Origin of the sequence: Gilliamella apis, from assembly GCF_002142155.1 — a bacterium.
Lineage (GTDB): Bacteria > Pseudomonadota > Gammaproteobacteria > Enterobacterales > Orbaceae > Gilliamella > Gilliamella apis.
This window is the reverse complement of sequence record NZ_NASD01000020.1, coordinates 1-19,149: the sequence shown is the minus strand read 5'-3', so window position 1 is coordinate 19,149 and position 19,149 is coordinate 1. Positions and strand designations below refer to the sequence as shown.

Sequence of the window (19,149 nt, the reverse complement as noted above, 5' to 3'; positions counted from 1 at the left end):
TGTGAAAATTGCTAAAATCTGTTCTGATTTTTTAAGATATATACTGAGCATTATTAATGAAAAAACATACATTAGAAACCATGATATCTGCCAAAGATATCCAAAAACGGGTAAATGAAATAGGTCAACAGATAAATAAAGATTATGCAAGCAGTCAAAATGAGCTTATTTTAGTTGGTTTGTTAAGAGGTTCTTTTATCTTTATGGCTGATCTAAGCCGAGCAATTAGTGTTGGTCACGAAGTCGACTTTATGACGGCCTCAAGTTATGGCAATGCCGTGGTAAGTAATAGAGATGTCAAAATTTTAAAAGATTTAGACGAAGATATTCGTGACAAAGATGTGCTGATTGTTGAAGATATTATTGATACCGGTAATACTCTTAGCAAGGTAATGGCTATTTTAAAACTACGTCATCCTCGTAGTATCGAGATTTGTACATTATTAGATAAACCTTCACGTCGTGAAGTTGCAGTACCAGTGAAATATATCGGTTTTTCAATTCCTGACGAGTTTGTAGTGGGTTATGGTATAGATTATGCTCAGCATTATCGACATTTACCATATATTGGACATGTAAAATTACTTGAATCCTAAACTTTATCGAGGTGTATGTGTCACGATTTTCTCGCTCATTATGCGTACTTTTAATGGTAACGACTGCATCAAGTTATGCTGATATGAAGTTATCAATTAAAGGATTATCGGGAGAACTTGCGGAAAATGTCGATGCACGCATTTCGTTAATCACATCAGATAAAATTAATAATTCGCCTAATTTTAAGCGATATTTTGAAAGTGAAGCACAAAAAGCACTTCGAGCATTAGGTTATTATTCTCCTAGTTTTAATTATGACGAAAGTGATCCTAAAGTCCTCGTTGTTAAAATATCGCCTGGTGAACCGGTTAGAATTAAACAATTAAATATCAATATCAATGGCGAAGGTAAACAAGATAAAGATTTTCAAGAGTTACTAGCTAAACAACTACCTAAAATTGGTGAAATTTTAAATCACGGCACTTATGAAGCATTTAAAAAAGGCTTAGAAAGCTTGTCATTAAAAAAAGGCTATTTTGATGCAGTAATGCCAACCCATCAATTAGCCGTATCTAAATACGACCATCAAGCATTTTGGAATATCGATTTTGATACTGGTAAACGCTATAAGTTTAGTATGGTTAAATTTCCTGAGGCTAAAATTCGTCAAGATTATCTTGCCAATATCGTACCTTTTAAAGAAGGTGATGAATATTCGGCTGAACAGTTGTCATTATTAAATCGACGACTAAGTTCGACAAACTGGTTTAACTCTGTAGTTGTTACACCAGATTTTCCACATCTAACTGCAGATAAAGCTCTACCAATTGATGTTGTTACCACTCCTCGTAAAAAAAATGCTATGGATCTGGGTTTAGGTTTTTCAACAGATAATGGCGTGCATGGCAAAATTGGCTGGAATAAACCTTGGATCAATAGTAAAGGACATAGTTTTCAAAGTAGTTTATCGCTCTCATCACCAGAGCAAATTATTACAATGAGCTACAAAATACCTTTAAAAAAATCGCCTATTGAACAGTATTATACCATTCAAGGTGGTTATAAAAAAATTGATAATAACGATACTTATTCACGTTCGTATACTTTAGGTGCTTTGCGTAATTGGGATAATTTTGACGGTTGGCAAACTGCTCTTGGTTTTAATATGTTGCGTGATGACTTTACTCAAGGGGATGCAAAGTTTAAGACCTTTTTATACTATCCATCACTAAGTATTTCACGTATTCGTAATGACGGTAAGCTATTATCGATGTGGGGTGATTCTCAACGTTATTCAGTTGAAGGGGCAGCGGAATCGTTAGGCTCTGATATTAATTTAGTCCGTTTTCAAGCTCAACAAACTTGGATTCGTTCAATAAAACAATCACATCGTTTTATAGCCAGAGGTAATTTTGGCATTATCCAAGCTAGTAACTTTGATCGAGTGCCACCTTCTTTTAGATTTTTTGCTGGTGGCGATCGCAGTATTCGAGGATACAGTTATCAATCTATTTCACCTAAAGATAAAAAAGGTAAGCTTAAAGGTGCTTCAAAAATGATCACAGGCTCAGCCGAATATCAATATAACTTAACTGGCTCTTGGTGGGGTGCTGCTTTTGTTGATACTGGTGAAGCAATAGATAAAGTCGATACAGCTAAATTTTATACTGGTACCGGCTTGGGTATTCGATGGGCTTCGCCTGTCGGTCCAATTAAGTTTGATTTAGCAACACCACTAAATAGAAAAGATAAAGGCTCAATACATCTATATATTGGTTTAGGAAGCGAATTATAAAATGGCAAAAAATCCAATAAGAGCAAAAAAGGTTGAAAAAATAAAACGAATACGTAAATGGAAAAAACGCAGCATTGTAGTGCTTTCCATTTTTGTTTTCCTTATCACTTTTACAATCTTAATGATTTACACATCTTTAGGTGTAAAGCTAACTACCTATGTTCTTAATAAATTTTTACCTGAATTAAAAATAGCTCAAGTTGAAGGTACCTTCCATGATTTACATATTAAAGGGTTGTCACTTGAACTACCTGGTGTCAATGTACAGGTAAAAGATGCAACATTCAAATTGTCTGGTTTATGTTTAATACAAACAAAAATTTGTGTTAAACAATTTGATGCTGATGGAGTTAATGTTGTAATCAATACTAATGAATTGCAACTTTCACCTGATGAACCAACATCAGAAAAACGACGAATAATTAAAACGCCATTACCTATTGAGTTAAAACAAACCCATATTTCCGATGTCAATGTAAAAGTTAATGATATGCAATTTGGTATGTCAAACTTTACAGGAAAAGCTAACTGGGTCAACGAAAAAATCTATGTATTCCCGGCTATTGCTATGGACTTACAGGCAATATTTGCAGATCACCCTGCAAAAAACTCTAACAACAAATTAGAAGATAATTTAGCACTTGACCAAAAAATTAAGCAACTATTTAATCAACCTTTGATAAATTCACTACCACAGGTTAGTATTCCACTTGATATTAATGTCACAAGTTTAACGGGTAACAATTGGTTATTACACATAGCTGGGCAAGATTATCATTTTAACCAAGTGAATATAAAAACCGAGATGATTAATAATCATATTATGGTCAAACATGTCGACACTAATGCAACAACGCCTTATGTCAATGGACATGCCTATTTATCTGGTGAAATTACACTTGGCGATAATTGGCCTATTTTAGCTTCAGTTAAGGTCGATACAGAAAAAAATCATCTTAATGGACAGTTTTCAGGAAACTTATTAGGTAAATTATTTACTTATACTAATATTGCTGGTCTGAATCAAATTACCATTGAGGGACAAATCAATTTTATTGAGAAATATTTGCCTTTAATAACAAAATTAGACGGTAAACATATTCAATGGCCAATTGAAGGAGATCCACAATATCAGTTAGATAATTTTGCTATAAGCTTAAATGGTAATGCGCAAAAATATAATATGCTAGCTAAAGGTTTGATTAAGGGAGATGGCTTACCTGATACGTCTGTTGATATTGTTGGTGCTGGGACCAACCAATCTGCCTCTTTCGACCATGCCAATATCAAGTTTCCGCAAGGCGATATTAATCTTACTGGCCAACTAGATTGGCAAACAGCACTTAAATGGGATGCGAGTATTAACCTTAATAATGTCGATATTATTAAAGAGTTACCAACCTTCCCTATTCGCTTAGCCGGCCAACTAAAAACTTCGGGTATGCTCGAAGGTGATTTATGGCAATTAAATATTCCTGAGATACAGTTGAAAGGTAACATTAAGCAAGCTAATTTTTCAGCTAATGGTGACCTATTTGTTGATTCTAATCGTACGCTATCAGCAAAAAATTTATCTCTACTTTGGGGTAAAAATCAATTAAATATTAATGGATCAACGGATAAAGGAAATTTAAATAGCCAACTTAATTTAACGACTTTATCATTATTGGTTGATAATCTAAGTGGCACAATTATTGGTAATGTCAAGATGACAGGTAGTAAAACTTCACCAGTTATCGAAAGTAATATCAATATCGGCAACTTAACTTATGAAAATATTTCAATCGCGAAAGCCAATCTATCAGGCAAAATCCAATACACAGATCAACTTAGTGGACAATTGAAGCTAATTGGTCAAAATATCGATATCGCTAACCAAAGTATTAAAAAAGCTAATATTGAACTATCAGGCAATGAAGCTCGTCACTCTTTAAATATAAATTTTGAAGGTAGTCCATTATCGATGGCTACATCATTAAATGGACAATTAGATAAACAACATAATAATTGGACCGCAAGTATACCGCATAGTTTACTTACATTAGCTAATAATAATCGTTGGCAATTAGCTAAACCTATTTCTCTATCATATGATTTAACTAACCAGGTTCCAACTATAGGGGCACATTGTTGGCGTAGCAATAATTCTAGTATCTGTTTAGATAAATCATTATCAATAGCTAACAATAACCAGACATCTATTACATTAAAAGATATTGATCTTGCCAAATTACCTATTCCCAATGATGGTGAAACTAAAATTGATGGTTTTATTAATGGCAAAGCAGATATTAAATTCGACGATGCTAGCAAAATTCCGAGTATTAAAGCCAATATAACTAGCAATAAAGTTTTTGTTAAACAGATGATCACCAATCAAGCTTTACCAATTCCATTTGACCTGTTTAATATCAATGCTGAATTTAATGAACAACAGGCTAAATTAAATTGGCGTTTTGGTTTAAATAAATTAGGCAAAATAAATGGCGATCTATCCATAAATGATCCAACTGGAAAAAAAGATTTAAGTGGTCAACTCAATATTGATAATTTAGCCCTAGCAATTATTAATCCGCTATTGAGTAAAGATGAATATGCTAATGGCGCCATCAATGGAATGGTTAAATTTTCTGGTTCATTAATGGATCCTAGCTTAACCGGCGGTATCAATTTAAAACATAGCGACATAAAATCTAACCAATTACCAATCGATATCAAATCGGCTATGGTTGATATTAAATTCAATGGTAAAACTTCGACAATGAAAGGAATTTTGGCCACTAAATCAGGAAACATTAATATTAATGGTCAAGCTAGCTGGAATAATTTTGAAAAATGGCAAGCAACATTAAATGTTAATGGTGCTGCCATGGATGTCTCTGTACCGCCAATGATTGTCATGTCAGTCATTCCAGATATTAAAATAGAAGCAACCCAAGATGAACTGACAATTCTTGGTAAAGTTTCAATACCTAAAGGCAAAATCACCGTTGATTCACTTCCGCCATCAAGTATTGACGTGTCACCTGATGAAGTCATGTTGGATCAAAACCACAAACAGATTCAAGCTCAAAAATTTGGCATGAAAATAAATAGTCATATTGAAATCAATATTGGTGATAAAGTAACGGTAGATGCCTTTGGTTTGCAAGCCTCATTAAAAGGTAAACTTATTGCGACACAGACAAATAAAGGACTAGATTTACATGGTGAAATATTAATTCCTAACGGACGATTTCATGCTTATGGGCAAGACCTAATCATTAACAAAGGGATTATCACTTTTTCTGGTCCAACAGATCAAGCTATGTTAGATATAGAAGCCATTCGTAATCCTGATTCCATGGATAACAGTAATATTACAGCAGGTATTCGAGTTAAGGGGTCATCAACAGATCCTAAAATTGAGATTTTCTCTGATCCAGCTATGTCACAACAAGAAGCGCTTTCTTACCTAATTCGAGGCCAAGGTCTTGATAGTTCTGATCAAAGCGATAATGATATGATGACCGCCTTTTTAGTTGGTGTTGGAACCGCCAAAACAGGACAATTCATCGGTGATATTGGTAATGCATTTGGCATCAAGAATCTTTCTTTAGACACTCAAGGGGCAGGTAATAATTCAAAAGTGGTTGTAAGTGGTTATATATTACCTCATTTACAATTAAAATATGGTGTAGGTATATTCGACTCACTAGCAACATTTACCTTGCGCTATCGTTTATTGCCAAATTTATATGTCGAAGCAGCCTCTGGTATTGCGCAAACATTAGATCTAATCTACCAATTCGAGTTTAATTAATATTAGTTAATTCTTATTAGTTCGCCAAAAGTTAAATTGGCGAACTAATTTAGATTTTTTGGCCGATTAACATTTCACGTTTTAGACCAAATCCTTTACGTTTTTCGACATTAAATCCAGCATTGATTAAATTACGTCGGACAAAACCTGCTGCAGTAAATGTTGCAAAGGTTCCTTTTTCTCTTGTTAATTGATAACAATGTTTAAATAGGGATTCATTCCACATATCTGGATTTTTGGCTGGCGAAAAACCATCAAAAAACCATGCATCAATAAAACTATTTTGTTGAACCAAGAAATCGGCAAAGCAGCTTATATCGTCATAGCATATCAACAAATTCGCTTCTTCTAAGCTATCAACATCAGATCTTTTTAAAGAGTCTTGTAATTGCTTAGCTAGAGGCCATAATGCATCATTGTGATTAATGACTTTATTATGAATTTTTGACATCTCGCTGGCAGATAGAGGATATTTTTCAACACTAAAAAAATTTAATTTTTTCAAATTACTATTTGGATTTTTTTGTCTAAATTGTTTAAACGTTTGCCAAGTAATTAAAAAACTTAAACCTGAACCAAAACCAGTTTCACCAATAGTAAACGTCTCTTGCTGATGTTGTAAAAATCTGTCATATAAACAATTCCCTTCAATAAAAACATAACGAGTTTCATCTACTGCACCGTCAGTATTAAAATAAACATCATCAAAGTAACGGGAAATTGGAATTTGATTATCATTCCAAATGATAGTTGATTCGTGCATAAACATCCTTTAAAGCGATATTTAACAAACTGTATATTCATATAGATTACGTATATAATACGCTAAGTTAACTTGTGAGGTAAATTATGGTTTTTCTTTTTCGTTTAATCTTTGTGTTATTTATTGGCATTATAACTTGTGTACTAGGGGTTATATTTTGCTTATTCAATCCTCGCAATCCCAAAAATGTGGCTAGATTTGCTCATCTTTTTAGTTTTTTCTTTAAACCATTATTAGGGGTAAAAGTTGATACTCGTAAATATCCTGAAATTGAAAAACTAGGTAGTTGTGTATTTATCGCCAATCACCAAAATAATTATGATATGGTGGTAGCCGCTGATATTGTACAACCAAAAACCGTTACGGTGGGTAAAAAAAGCCTTGCTTTTATTCCCTTTTTTGGACAACTTTATTACCTCACTGGCAATATTTTGATTGATCGTAATAATAAATCAAAAGCTCGAGATACCATTAACCTAGTTGTTAACGAAATAAAAAAACGTGGGATATCAATATGGATGTTCCCCGAAGGTACCCGAAGTCGTGGGCGAGGATTATTACCATTTAAAACTGGTGCTTTTAAAGCTGCTATTGCCGCTGGCGTTCCTATTGTGCCGATTTGCGTATCAGATACCAATAATATAAAACTTAACCGCCTTAATAATGGCCATATGATCGTTGAAATGCTTCCGCCAATTGAAACTAAGAATCTACGTAAAGAAGATGCTAGAATATTAATGGAAGAGTGCTATCAACTGATGTCAGAAAAAATTGCCCAAATTAATTTAGAAGCGACTAAATTAAATAAAAAATTATTAAAATAATAATTATCTACTATGACTAAAATCGATCGTAATTTTGATGATATCAGCCATAAATTCGCTAAAAATATTTATGGCACAAACAAAGGCAAGATTCGAGAAGCTATCGTTTGGCAAGAGCTAGAAAATATATTAGCTAGGTATCCAACAAATAAACCATTGACTATTTTAGATGCAGGCGGTGGACAAGGTCAGATTGCTTGTCGATTAGCAAGATTAGGCCATAATATTACTGTTTGTGATATTTCTGAGCAAATGCTCGAATTAGCAAAAAAGCAAGCCGATCAAGAAAATCTAAGCTTAAATTTTATTCATTGCCCTATTCAAGATCTGAATCAATTTATTGAAACACAATTTGATATTGTGATTTGTCATGCCGTTTTAGAATGGGTAGCTGATCCAATCCAAATAATACAGTCGCTAAGACAATACCTTAAGCAAGATGGTTATTTGTCATTAATGTTCTATAATTATCACGGCCTATTATTTAAAACAGTGACTTTAGGTAATTTTGGATATACTCAAGCCGGTCTTAATAAACGTAAAAAGAAAACCTTATCTCCCGATTATCCTCGTGATCCAAATCAAGTATATCAATGGTTGAACCAACAAAATTTTGAGATCACCAATAAAACAGGAATTCGGATATTCCATGATTATTTAACCAATAAGTCAAAAGCCGAAACGCATTTTGAACAATTATTAGAAATTGAAAAACAGTTTTGCCAAACTGAACCCTATCTCAGTTTGGCAAGGTATATTTTAGTTACCGCAAAAATTAATAATAACTAATTTAGAGAAAAGATTAGGGGAAGCATATTCCTTTACACTCCCCTATTTTCTTAGAAGAAAATGGCATTAACAATTAATAATGTCACTGTTCCTGCAGCCCAAAGTACGGTAGTTGTCATACTCCAAACTTTAATTTGTTCTTTAACCTCAGTAACACCTAGTGAGCGATTAACCACCCAAAAATAAGCATCATTGAAATGAGAAAACATAAATGAACCAATCGAGCAGCCTAATCCTGCCATAATCGGATTTACACCCAATGTTCCAATCATTGGTGCAGTAATACTGGCTGCGGTAATCATGGCAACTACACCAGAACCTTGAATTAAGCGAATCAAAGTTGAAATCGTCAATGGTAACAAAATACCAGGCAAACCAATAACCGTTTTACCTGTGATTGATAATAAAAAACAATTTATTGGCATGATTCATATCACAGATATATATCACTAAATCAAATTTTATGATCATCAAGTAACAACAAACAAAATTAAGATAACTAAAAGAGCACTCGAAAATTTGCCAATAAATCGTTATTATAGTGCCATTAATTTTATTAGTTAAAGGTGTCATTATGATAGTTGTTACTGGCGGTGCAGGTTTTATTGGAAGTAATATTGTAAAAGGTTTGAATGAGTTAGGCCGAAAAGATATTTTAGTAGTAGACGATTTAACCGATGGTACTAAATTTGCCAACTTAGCAGATTTAGATATTGCTGATTATATGGATAAAGATGAGTTTATTTCAGCAATAGTCTCCGGTGAAAATCTGGATATTGAAGTTATTTTTCATCAAGGAGCTTGTTCATCTACTACTGAATGGGATGGCAAATTTATGATGGAAAATAATTACAACTATTCAAAAGATTTGCTGCATTATTGTTTAGATTTTGATATTCCTTTTTTATACGCTTCTTCCGCCGCAACTTATGGAGGACGTAGTGACAATTTTATTGAAGATAGAGTTTATGAAAAACCTTTGAATGTATATGGTTATTCAAAGTTTTTATTCGACCAGTACGTACGAGAAATTTTACCTAATGCAAGTTCACAAATTTGTGGTTTTCGTTATTTCAATGTCTATGGACCTCGTGAAAACCATAAAGGTAGCATGGCTAGCGTTGCTTACCACTTGAATGAACAAATAATTAAAGGAGAAAAGCCTAAATTATTTGCTGGCAGTGATAATTTTAAACGTGATTTCATTTACGTTGGTGATGTGGTTGAAGTTAATTTATGGTTCTGGAAAAACAAAGTTTCTGGCATTTTTAATTGTGGAACTGGTCGTGCTGAATCATTCCAATCGGTCGCTGATGCAGTATTAGACTATCATCACAAAGGCGAAATCGATTATATTCCATTCCCTGAACACTTAAAAGGACGCTATCAAAGCTTTACTCAAGCTGATCTAACTAAATTCAGGAAAACAGGTTGTCCTATTGAGTTCAAAACAGTGTCTCAAGGAACAACTGAATATATGCAATGGTTAAACCAACAATAAAGGAACCGCAATGAAAACGTTGATTATTGGTCCTTCATGGGTTGGTGACATGATGATGTCACAAAGCTTATATCGCACATTAAAACAATTAGATCCATCTATTGAAATTGATGTGATGGCACCAACTTGGTGCCGAGCTTTGTTAGATAAAATGCCTGAAGTAAATCAATCAATTGCTATGCCTATTAGCCATGGTGAGTTTGCTTTAAGCAAACGTTATCAGTTAGGAAAGGAATTACGCAATAATCAATACGACCAAGCAATCATCTTACCTAATTCATTTAAATCGGCACTTATTCCTTTTTTTGCTAAAATTGCTAAACGTACAGGTTGGAAAGGTGAGATGCGTTATGGCTTATTAAATGATTTAAGAGTGCTGGATAAACAAGCCTTTCCATTAATGGTAGAACGCTATGTCGCTCTCGCCTACCCTAAACAAGATATTCATTCAGCTAAAGATCTGCCTCAACCAATTTTGTGGCCAAAGCTTAGTGTTGAAAAAGATGAAGTAGATCAAGCATTAGCAACGTTTAATATTCCTAGTGACGTGCCTTTAATCGGTTTCTGTCCTGGTGCTGAATTTGGTCCAGCCAAACGTTGGCCTGATTATCACTATGCCGCGTTAGCTGATTTAATCGTAAAACAGCATGCTAAAATTATTATTTTCGGTTCAGCAAAAGATAAAATAGTCGGCGAACAAATCATTACTAAAATGAATCATGGACAACAATGTATTAACCTTGCTGGACAAACTGAATTAGGACAAGCAATAAATCTGATTGCAGCATGTAAAGCTGTCGTCACCAATGACTCAGGGCTTATGCATGTAGCTGCAGCTCTAGATAAACCTTTAGTGGCACTTTATGGGCCAAGTAGTCCTGATTTTACCCCGCCACTATCCGATAAAGCTGAAGTGATCCGTTTAATCACTGGCTATCATCGCGTTCGTAAAGGTGATGCAGAACAAGGATATCATCAAAGCCTTATTGATATAAAACCAGATTTAGTATTTGAAACATTAATGAAACTTATTGTTCGCTGCGAAAAGAGCCGTTAATTATGCGCGTGTTAATTGTTAAAACTTCATCTATGGGTGATGTATTGCATACTTTACCTGCTTTAACTGATGCAGCTAACTGCATACCTGATATAACATTTGATTGGGTTGTTGAAGAAAACTTTTGTCAAATTCCCAGTTGGCATTTTGCAGTAAATGACGTCATTCCGGTTGCAATTAGACGTTGGCGAAAAAACTGGTTCGCTAAGAATATCCGTCAAGAACGCCATCAATTTATAGAACACTTACAGCGTCAACAGTATGATTGCATTATTGATGCTCAAGGGCTAATTAAAAGTGCATTTTTAATCACTCGTAAAGCGAAAGGTATCAAACATGGTTTGGATCGCCAAAGCATAAAAGAACCAATTGCAAGTTGGTTTTATGACGTAAAACATCATGTTCCTAAACAGATGCATGCCATTGAACGTGTCCGTATGTTATTTGCTAAAAGTCTTAGCTACTCACAACCAGATTCGATTGGTGACTATGCTATTGCTGATCATTTTTTAACATCATTACCACCTGATAACCAAAAATATTTGATTTTCCTACATGCAACTACCCGTGATGAAAAACATTGGACTGAATCGGCATGGCGTAATTTAATTGAGCTGATTGAACCTACTGGTCTAAAAGTTAAACTTCCATGGGGAGCTCCACATGAACAAGAACGTGCATTACGTTTAGCTCAAGGGTTCAAACATGTTGAAGTATTACCTAAATTATCTCTTAATGAAATTGCAACGGTTATTGCCGGTGCCAAAGCTGTAGTATCCGTCGATACTGGATTAAGCCATTTAACAGCAGCATTAGATAGACCTAATATTACTTTATTTGGTAATACCGACCCGAAACTTATTGGCGGATATGGCAAAAACCAGCATAGCATCATTTCCACAGATAAAACGATGCAATCCATAACTGCTGACGAAGTTTATCAACAGTTAATAACATTTATTTAAATCATATTTAAATTTTTTGAATCGATAGGATATTAAAATGAACAAATATAGTGAGCTAATTCGGGAAAAATATGCACAAATTGGTAGTAATGATTTAGGTTATATTGATGATGCTTTAGGTGCGGTAATGACAGTTCTCAATGAGATAGTTGATAATCAACAAGTACCTGCTGAATTACGAGAAAAAGCTGCCTATGCGGCAGCTAATCTACTAATAAGTGATTTTGACGTTAAATAACGGTAGGAAGTTTGATAATAAATCGAGTTGATAAATCATCAGATTCGACATGAATATGACCTTTATGCGTGTCGATAATAGATTTAACGATTGCTAAACCAATCCCTGTTCCTGAGCTATCTTTACCATTACGATGCCGAGATTCATCGACTCGATAGAAACGATCAAAAAGATGTGGTAAATGGCGACTTTCAATCTTTTTACCTGGGTTTGCAATAATAATTTGAATTCGTTTTTGATTCACTTGACTCAAGCTAATTTTGATTGTCTTATTTGTAGGGGTATAACGAATGGCATTGGATAAGATATTACTTATCGCTCGTCCTAACATCATTTTATCGCCTTCAATATGAGAACAACTACCTTCGATATCAAAAGTAATATTTTTTTCATCCGCTAGAGGTTCAAAATATTCACACATCAAACTGATCATCGAGTGCAAATCAATATCGATGAGGTTAGGAACCAATTGATGATTATCTGCTTGAGCCAAAAACAACATATCAGAAATCATCTGAGACATTTTTTCATACTCTTCTAAATTAGAATATAAAATTTCTCGGTATTCATCGGTTGACCTCGCATTATTCAATACTATTTGCGTTTGTGTGGTTAAATTAGTAATTGGCGTGCGCATTTCATGAGCGATATCAGCAGTAAAATTGCGTTGCCGATCAAAAACATCTTCCATTCGATGAAGCATATTATTAAAAGCTTTAACCAAACTAACATATTTCACCGGTACTGATTTGGTTGAAATACGATAATTTAAACTTTTCATATTAATGCCTTCAATCTTTTTAATTAAACGATTGATCGGTTTTTGCGTAAAATATATTGAAATTAATGACCCTATTAAAGCCAAAACACAAGAAATAACAATAAGTAAACCTAAACCATTTCTCAATCGCTTAATAAATTCAAGTTGTAAATCACGCGCTACTGCAACTATAGTCGTATATTGGCGACCTTCCTCCAACAGTACTCTAGAGGCTCCGATACGATAAGACGATTTATCAATATTCCAAATTGCAGTACTATTTTCAGTAATTAAACGATCAAAATCTTCTTGAGATAAAGCAATAGATAGATTTGGCCCTCGGGTACGATAGACAATTTTTCCTGAATCATCAATAATATAAACAAATAAGTGATGATGACCGGTTAAAATAAGTAAAAGATTTTGAAAAAATTCATCACGGTTTTCATCGGGCGAATAATAGGTAAGCTCACGCTCGATTGAGGTGATGACAGAATTCAGTTCTGTGACATTTTGTTGAATCGAAATTTTTTCAAAGGTATGTTCAATAAGATAGCTAAAACAATAAAGTAGCCCACATGTCAGTAGGCATACAATAAGTGGTATACGAAATGATATGATGTTAGTTTTCTTCATCCAATACATCTAATTTATATCCCATTCCTCGGACCGTATGAATCAATTTTGGTTCAAAATCAGCATCGATCTTGTTACGCAAACGCCTAATTGCTACATCAATAACATTGGTATCACTGTCAAAATTCATATCCCATACTTGGGAAGCGATGAGTGATCTAGGGAGCACTTCACCAGGATAACGTAAAAAATATTCCAGTAATAAAAACTCTTTATTGGTTAAATCAATTCTTTTATCACCTCTGGTTACGGTTCGTTTAGGTAAGTCCATAACAAGATCTGCGATACTTAATTGATAATTATTAACTTGTGGTACATTTCGTCTTAATAATGACTTAACTCTTGCTAATAGTTCGGCAAAAGAAAATGGTTTAACTAAATAATCATCAGCGCCTAAATTGAGCCCTTTAACTTTATCTTCAACACTTCCCATTGCAGTTAAAAGAATAATTTGCGTGTCTTTACCTGCTTCACGTAAAGACTGAACTATTTTCCAACCAACAATATCAGGGAGCATTACATCTAGAATAATTAAATCATAATCTTCAGTCATTGCGCGATGATAGCCATCTAAGCCATTATCTGTGAGATCAACAATAAATCCTGACTCAACTAATCCTTGGCGTAGATATTCACCTGTTTTTTGTTCATCTTCAACAACTAACAATTTCATATTGAATATTCCTTAATGTTCTATCAGGTTATCGAAATTGCATAATGCAGTAATAGGATATATGAAAAAGGGAAATGACATCATGACAATTTAATGACTATTTTGTAACCTCAACGTCATTAATCAGTCGGTTTTGATTTGTTATAGTATCGCCACAATGATTCATGAGGCTAGACAGTATTGTTTCATTGTTTTATTTCCTTTCATCCATTCCTTGCAATTTAATGCAGCCCTAGTTGATCTAGGGTTTTTTTTTGCCTTTAATACTTACTGACGTAAATTTATTTATGGATTACGGCTAATTCACTATAAAACTAATTTTATTTTAGCAAATTTAACCGTAATTGAATATGTTTGATATTAGTTTTTACGAAGAACAATACCAGTTTCAATATGATCGGTATAAGGAAATTGATCGAACATGGCAAAATGTTCAATATGATGCGTTTTGGTAAGTTGTTCTAAATTATTTTTTAACGTATTCGGATTACAAGAAATATAGATAATCCTTTGATAACTTTGGATAATCTCAAGCGTATTATCATCTAATCCTGCTCTTGGTGGATCGACTAATACGGTTTGACATTGATAATCATCTAAATTAATGCCCTGCAATCGATTAAATTGTCGTTCTTTTTTAATTGCACTGGTAAATTCTTCGGCCGATAATCTGGCAATAATTAAGTTATCAATATTATTGATTTTGATATTATGTTGCGCTGAATAGACCGATGCTTTGGCAATCTCGGTCGCTAACACCTTACGAAAATTTTGTGCCAAGGCAATCGAAAAATTACCGTTACCACAATAAAATTCTAGAAGATCACCTTTAGAATCTTTAGTAACCGATATTGCCCACTCCAACATTTTAATGTTGATAGCAGCATTAGGTTGAGTAAAACTATTTTCTACTTGTCGATAACTAAAGTTCTTATCAAATATGGGTAAAACCTCATCGACATAATCAACATTTACAGCAATTTTTTGATTACTAGCTCGACCTACCAAATTGGCAATAATACCCTGCTCAGCTAATTGTTGTTTTAAACGCTCAGCTTCTATTATCCATTGGTCATCTAATTTTTTATGATATAAAAGTGTTATTAATAACTGGCCGCTCAACGTGGAAAAATAATCAATCTGAAAAAGTTGAAGGCGCAACTTATCATTATATTGAAGTAACGGTAAAATTGTTTGCATGGCACGATTAATTAATTGTGATGCAATTGGGAAACTGTCAATTCTTACTCTTTTTTTAGTTTTTTTATCATACATAATATGATAAAGCTCCTCACCGTTGTGCCAAATTCTAAATTCAGCTCGGATACGATAGTGACTAATTGGTGAAGAGAAAACCTGTAAATCGGGTAATGAAAAATCAGATAATAATATTTTTAAATTGGTTATTTTATTTTGTAACTGCTGGTTATATTTGTCGTTAGAAAAAGATTCTGTCATATTTATAATTCGATCATCAATTTAGATAAAGTGTGAATAGTACTCGCTATCTTATAAAGTGTTTAATTCTATCATAATCCCTAACCTATGATAAGGTTATAGGCGAGTAACGACTTTATTATCTACCGCATTTGTCGTCAAAACCAGTTTTATGCTTGTTTAAAGCTAAATCAGTTGCGTGTCGATAAAGATTGTAGTTATAGCGATTGCCGTTATAATGTGGGACAAAATGATAGATAAAAGAGCATTATGACTACACAAACTTTTTCCGATTTACAGTTAGACGATATCCTAATTGACAATCTACAAGCACAAAATATTAATACACCAACGGTGATCCAAGCACAAACTATACCAGTAGCATTAGATGGTAAGGATGTTTTAGGATCGGCGCCAACCGGAACTGGTAAAACCTTAGCTTTTTTGATTCCAGCGGTACAACATTTACTTGATTTTCCTCGTCGAAAACCAGGACCACCACGAGTTTTGATACTAACCCCTACTCGAGAACTCGCAATCCAAATAGCTGAGCAAGCAAAATTACTTACGCAGTCAACTCACTTAAGTATCGCTACGATTACTGGTGGAGTTGCTTATATGAACCATGCTGAAGTATTTAGTAAAAATCAAGATATTGTCATAGCCACTACTGGTCGATTATTACAGTATATTAAAGAAGAAAACTTCGATTGTCGTGCAGTTGAAATGTTAATATTGGACGAAGCAGACCGTATGTTAGATATGGGATTTGCTCAGGATGTAGAAACTATCTCTGCTGAAACCCGTTGGCGCAAACAGACGTTATTATTTTCAGCTACGCTTGAAGGTGACGGATTACATAGCTTTGCTAATCGTATTCTTAAAGAACCAGTCGAAATCAATGCCGACCCTTCGCGAAAAGAACGAAAAAAAATTCTGCAATTTTATTATCGCGCTGATGATTTTGCCCATAAAGTTGCATTATTAACGTATTTATTGAAACAAGATGAAGTGAAAAAAACGATTGTATTTGTTCGTAAACGGGAAAGAGTGCATGAATTAGTAACATTACTTCATCAAGCAGGTATTCAAAGTTGTTATCTAGAAGGCGAAATGGTTCAAGCCAAAAGAAATGAAGCAATCAAAAGAATTAGTAATGACACAGTTAATGTGTTGGTTGCAACAGATGTTGCCGCTAGAGGAATAGATATTGACGATATAAGTCATGTCATCAATTTCGATGCACCTAAAACCGCCGATGTTTACTTACATCGCATTGGCCGTACTGCTCGTGCTGGAAAAAAAGGTACCGCAATAATGTTAGTTGAAGCTCACGATAATGAGTTATTACTAAAAATTGAACGTTATATACGTGAACCGATTAAATTAAGAACCATTGATGAATTACGACCAAAAACCAAAGCACCAAAACCAGTGACTAAAAAGAAACCATCACAGAAAGCTAAACAAAAAAGTGTAGCTAAAAAACAAGAAGATACGAAAAAGAAAAAAGTAAAACAGCGTCATCGAGATACTAAAAACAAGGGTAAACCAAAGAAAACGATAATTAAAACCGAATAATAATTTGTTTATCATAGTTTAAACTTATGAAATCAATCGTTGATAACAACTTGGCGTATTGATACATACTGCTATAATTCAACGCAAACAAATTACAAATTCAGTTACACAAGGAGATATCTTATGACATTAGTAACTCGTAAGGCACCAGACTTTACTTCATCTGCAGTGCTTGGTTCTGGTGAAATAGTAAATAATTTTAATTTAGCCGAACATATCAAAGGTAAATATGCAGTAGTATTCTTTTGGCCTATGGATTTTACTTTTGTATGTCCATCAGAAATCATTGCTTTTGATCACCGTCTTGAAGAATTCAAAAAACGTGGTGTAGAAGTTATTGGTGTTTCAATGGATTCCGAATATGTCCATAATGCATGGCGCAATACTCCACAAGATAAAGGTGGTATTGGCGAAGTAAAATTCCCGATCGTTGCTGATATCAAACATAGCATTATGCAAGCTTACGGTGTTGAACATCCTGAAGCAGGCGTTGCACTTCGTGCTTCATTCTTTATTGATAAATCAGGCGTTGTTCGTCATGAAACTATCAATGATCTTCCAATTGGACGTAACGTAGATGAAATGCTACGTATTGTTGATGCTTTCCAATTCCATGAAGAACATGGTGAAGTTTGTCCTGCTCAATGGACTAAAGGTAAGCAAGGTATGCAAGCAAATCCAAATGGTGTTGCTAGCTACTTAAAACAACACGCAAGTGAAATCTAATTTTATTCAAAGTTGATATTTTTACATACCTTTCTTCTAACTTTTACCGGAGTTTTACTCCGGTTTTTTTATTTTAATAAAAACTCCAAATTTTATAATAGATTTTATCATTAGACTTTAAATCAATCTCAATGCCCTGAAATATTTGAAAAAAGATTAATAATTACCACTCCAAAAATAATAAATCCCATACCAATCAACGCAGCAAGATCCAATGATTGTTTTAAAAAAATCCAAGCGATTAAACTAATAATGATAATCCCTATTCCCGACCAAATCGCATAAGCAATACCGACAGGTATCGTTTTTAAAGCTAAAGATAAAATATAGAAAGAAGCACTATAACCAACTATGGTAATTATTGAAAAAGTAAGATTAGTAAATCCATTAGATAATTTGAGTGAAGATGTTGCAATCACTTCACAGATAATTGCAGCGAAAAGTAGCAGATATGCGTTCATAGTTTTACTCTCAAATTGGTTAAAATTTTTATAAATAGAATATAGACTTGTAATGATATATTTTGTGAACAATTGAGATAATTAAGCGAGTTAAATCGTTAATAATTTATGAAATATTACATGTGTTAAATGGTGGCTTTACGATAACTATTAATAATCAATTAATATGAATAGCAATTTGCCACTATTTACAAAAATAAATACAAAAAGTCAGTTATTTCTATATGACTAAGTTATTATACCTAAAATTTAGTGGTTTAGTAGTGCCTTTTTAGATTGTACAAACATAAAGTTTTTACTCTAATAATAAGGCTAATAACCTTTTTTCGATTTGATTTATTGTTTTCAAGCTATCTGTTATTAAAAATGCTTTAATTTATACGATAACAAGATTGAATCCGTAAAATAGATCTACCAAATTATTTTATGATTAATCTCTCCATAATTGTATGGATTTAATAATCCGCCTCGACTCTCAAACATTAAATAGATAAAAAAACATAAGAAAACAAAATACTTACTATTGAAATTATGTTTTTTATTTTTTCATTCTGACGTATTCCATATTAGAAAAATAAAAAGATTTCAACGATCAGTTACATAA

16 protein-coding genes and 1 pseudogene are annotated in these 19,149 nt (G+C 33.6%); 11 read left to right on the top strand and 6 right to left on the bottom strand.

Features of this window, described 5'->3' with window-relative positions:
• Positions 1–56 precede the first annotated feature (56 nt).
• The 3 genes from hpt to tamB are packed head-to-tail and all read left to right on the top strand — an operon-like array spanning position 57 to position 6,134.
• Positions 57–596 carry a hypoxanthine phosphoribosyltransferase gene (gene hpt, locus B6C84_RS09150; RefSeq protein ID WP_086320171.1) on the top strand — a complete coding sequence of 180 codons (540 nt, stop codon included), beginning with the start codon at positions 57–59 and terminating at the stop codon, positions 594–596.
• A gap of 53 nt (positions 597–649) precedes the next feature.
• Positions 650–2,332, top strand: coding sequence for an autotransporter assembly complex protein TamA (gene tamA / locus B6C84_RS09145; RefSeq protein WP_174565005.1), 1,683 nt, complete (start codon positions 650–652; stop codon positions 2,330–2,332).
• A gap of 1 nt (position 2,333) precedes the next feature.
• Positions 2,334–6,134: an autotransporter assembly complex protein TamB gene (gene tamB, locus B6C84_RS09140; protein WP_086320172.1), complete on the top strand. Its 3,801-nt coding sequence runs from the start codon at positions 2,334–2,336 to the stop codon at positions 6,132–6,134.
• 49 nt (positions 6,135–6,183) lie between these two features.
• Here tamB and mnmC2 read toward each other — a convergent pair whose 3' ends face one another.
• Positions 6,184–6,897, bottom strand: a complete 714-nt coding sequence (mnmC2, locus tag B6C84_RS09135; RefSeq protein WP_165754885.1) for a tRNA (5-methylaminomethyl-2-thiouridine)(34)-methyltransferase MnmC2 — start codon at positions 6,895–6,897, stop codon at positions 6,184–6,186.
• A gap of 86 nt (positions 6,898–6,983) precedes the next feature.
• On the opposite strand from mnmC2, the gene B6C84_RS09130 reads away from it, so the two are divergent.
• Both B6C84_RS09130 and cmoM read left to right on the top strand, forming a co-directional pair.
• The gene (locus B6C84_RS09130) at positions 6,984–7,721 is read left to right on the top strand and encodes a 1-acylglycerol-3-phosphate O-acyltransferase (protein WP_065651910.1); all 738 of its coding nucleotides are present in this window, start codon (positions 6,984–6,986) and stop codon (positions 7,719–7,721) included.
• A 12-nt stretch (positions 7,722–7,733) separates the two neighbouring features.
• A complete protein-coding gene (gene cmoM / locus B6C84_RS09125; protein ID WP_086320174.1) occupies positions 7,734–8,510 on the top strand; it encodes a tRNA uridine 5-oxyacetic acid(34) methyltransferase CmoM in 777 nt (258 codons plus the stop codon).
• 50 nt (positions 8,511–8,560) lie between these two features.
• Here the strand turns inward: cmoM and B6C84_RS09120 are convergent.
• A pseudogene (locus B6C84_RS09120) lies at positions 8,561–8,899 on the bottom strand (GntT/GntP/DsdX family permease); the annotation flags it as partial.
• A gap of 185 nt (positions 8,900–9,084) precedes the next feature.
• Here B6C84_RS09120 and rfaD point away from each other — a divergent pair.
• Genes rfaD through B6C84_RS09100 form a run of 4 tightly spaced genes read left to right on the top strand, consistent with a single transcriptional unit; the run spans position 9,085 to position 12,271 of the window.
• Positions 9,085–10,011, top strand: a complete 927-nt coding sequence (gene rfaD, locus B6C84_RS09115) for an ADP-glyceromanno-heptose 6-epimerase (protein ID WP_086320175.1) — start codon at positions 9,085–9,087, stop codon at positions 10,009–10,011.
• Between the two features lie 10 nt (positions 10,012–10,021).
• Positions 10,022–11,068 (top strand): ADP-heptose--LPS heptosyltransferase RfaF, encoded by a 1,047-nt coding sequence (gene rfaF / locus B6C84_RS09110; RefSeq protein WP_086354024.1) that lies wholly within the window; start codon positions 10,022–10,024, stop codon positions 11,066–11,068.
• 2 nt (positions 11,069–11,070) lie between these two features.
• A complete protein-coding gene (gene rfaC, locus B6C84_RS09105; RefSeq protein ID WP_065613176.1) occupies positions 11,071–12,033 on the top strand; it encodes a lipopolysaccharide heptosyltransferase RfaC in 963 nt (320 codons plus the stop codon).
• 37 nt (positions 12,034–12,070) lie between these two features.
• Positions 12,071–12,271, top strand: coding sequence for a YaeP family protein (locus tag B6C84_RS09100; RefSeq protein ID WP_065579167.1), 201 nt, complete (start codon positions 12,071–12,073; stop codon positions 12,269–12,271).
• Here the strand turns inward: B6C84_RS09100 and B6C84_RS09095 are convergent.
• The 3 genes from B6C84_RS09095 to trmA form a co-directional block, all read right to left on the bottom strand.
• On the bottom strand, positions 12,264–13,667 hold the full coding sequence (locus tag B6C84_RS09095) for a heavy metal sensor histidine kinase (RefSeq protein ID WP_165596306.1): 1,404 nt from the start codon (positions 13,665–13,667) through the stop codon (positions 12,264–12,266). The two genes, B6C84_RS09100 and B6C84_RS09095, sit on opposite strands and share 8 nt — an antisense overlap.
• Complete coding sequence (locus tag B6C84_RS09090) at positions 13,654–14,340, bottom strand: heavy metal response regulator transcription factor (RefSeq protein ID WP_034902561.1); 687 nt, start codon at positions 14,338–14,340, stop codon at positions 13,654–13,656. Before B6C84_RS09090 ends, B6C84_RS09095 begins: the two co-directional genes overlap by 14 nt.
• 360 nt (positions 14,341–14,700) lie before the next feature.
• Entirely contained in the window at positions 14,701–15,798 is a 1,098-nt protein-coding gene (gene trmA, locus B6C84_RS09085; protein WP_086354023.1) for a tRNA (uridine(54)-C5)-methyltransferase TrmA, read from the bottom strand.
• A 249-nt stretch (positions 15,799–16,047) separates the two neighbouring features.
• On the opposite strand from trmA, the gene srmB reads away from it, so the two are divergent.
• Complete coding sequence (gene srmB / locus B6C84_RS09080; RefSeq protein ID WP_086354022.1) at positions 16,048–17,358, top strand: ATP-dependent RNA helicase SrmB; 1,311 nt, start codon at positions 16,048–16,050, stop codon at positions 17,356–17,358.
• Between the two features lie 123 nt (positions 17,359–17,481).
• The gene (locus B6C84_RS09075; protein ID WP_034902551.1) at positions 17,482–18,084 is read left to right on the top strand and encodes a peroxiredoxin C; all 603 of its coding nucleotides are present in this window, start codon (positions 17,482–17,484) and stop codon (positions 18,082–18,084) included.
• Positions 18,085–18,212: 128 nt separating this feature from the next.
• Here B6C84_RS09075 and B6C84_RS09070 read toward each other — a convergent pair whose 3' ends face one another.
• On the bottom strand, positions 18,213–18,581 hold the full coding sequence (locus B6C84_RS09070) for a DMT family transporter (protein WP_437339744.1): 369 nt from the start codon (positions 18,579–18,581) through the stop codon (positions 18,213–18,215).
• Positions 18,582–19,149: the final 568 nt, after the last annotated feature.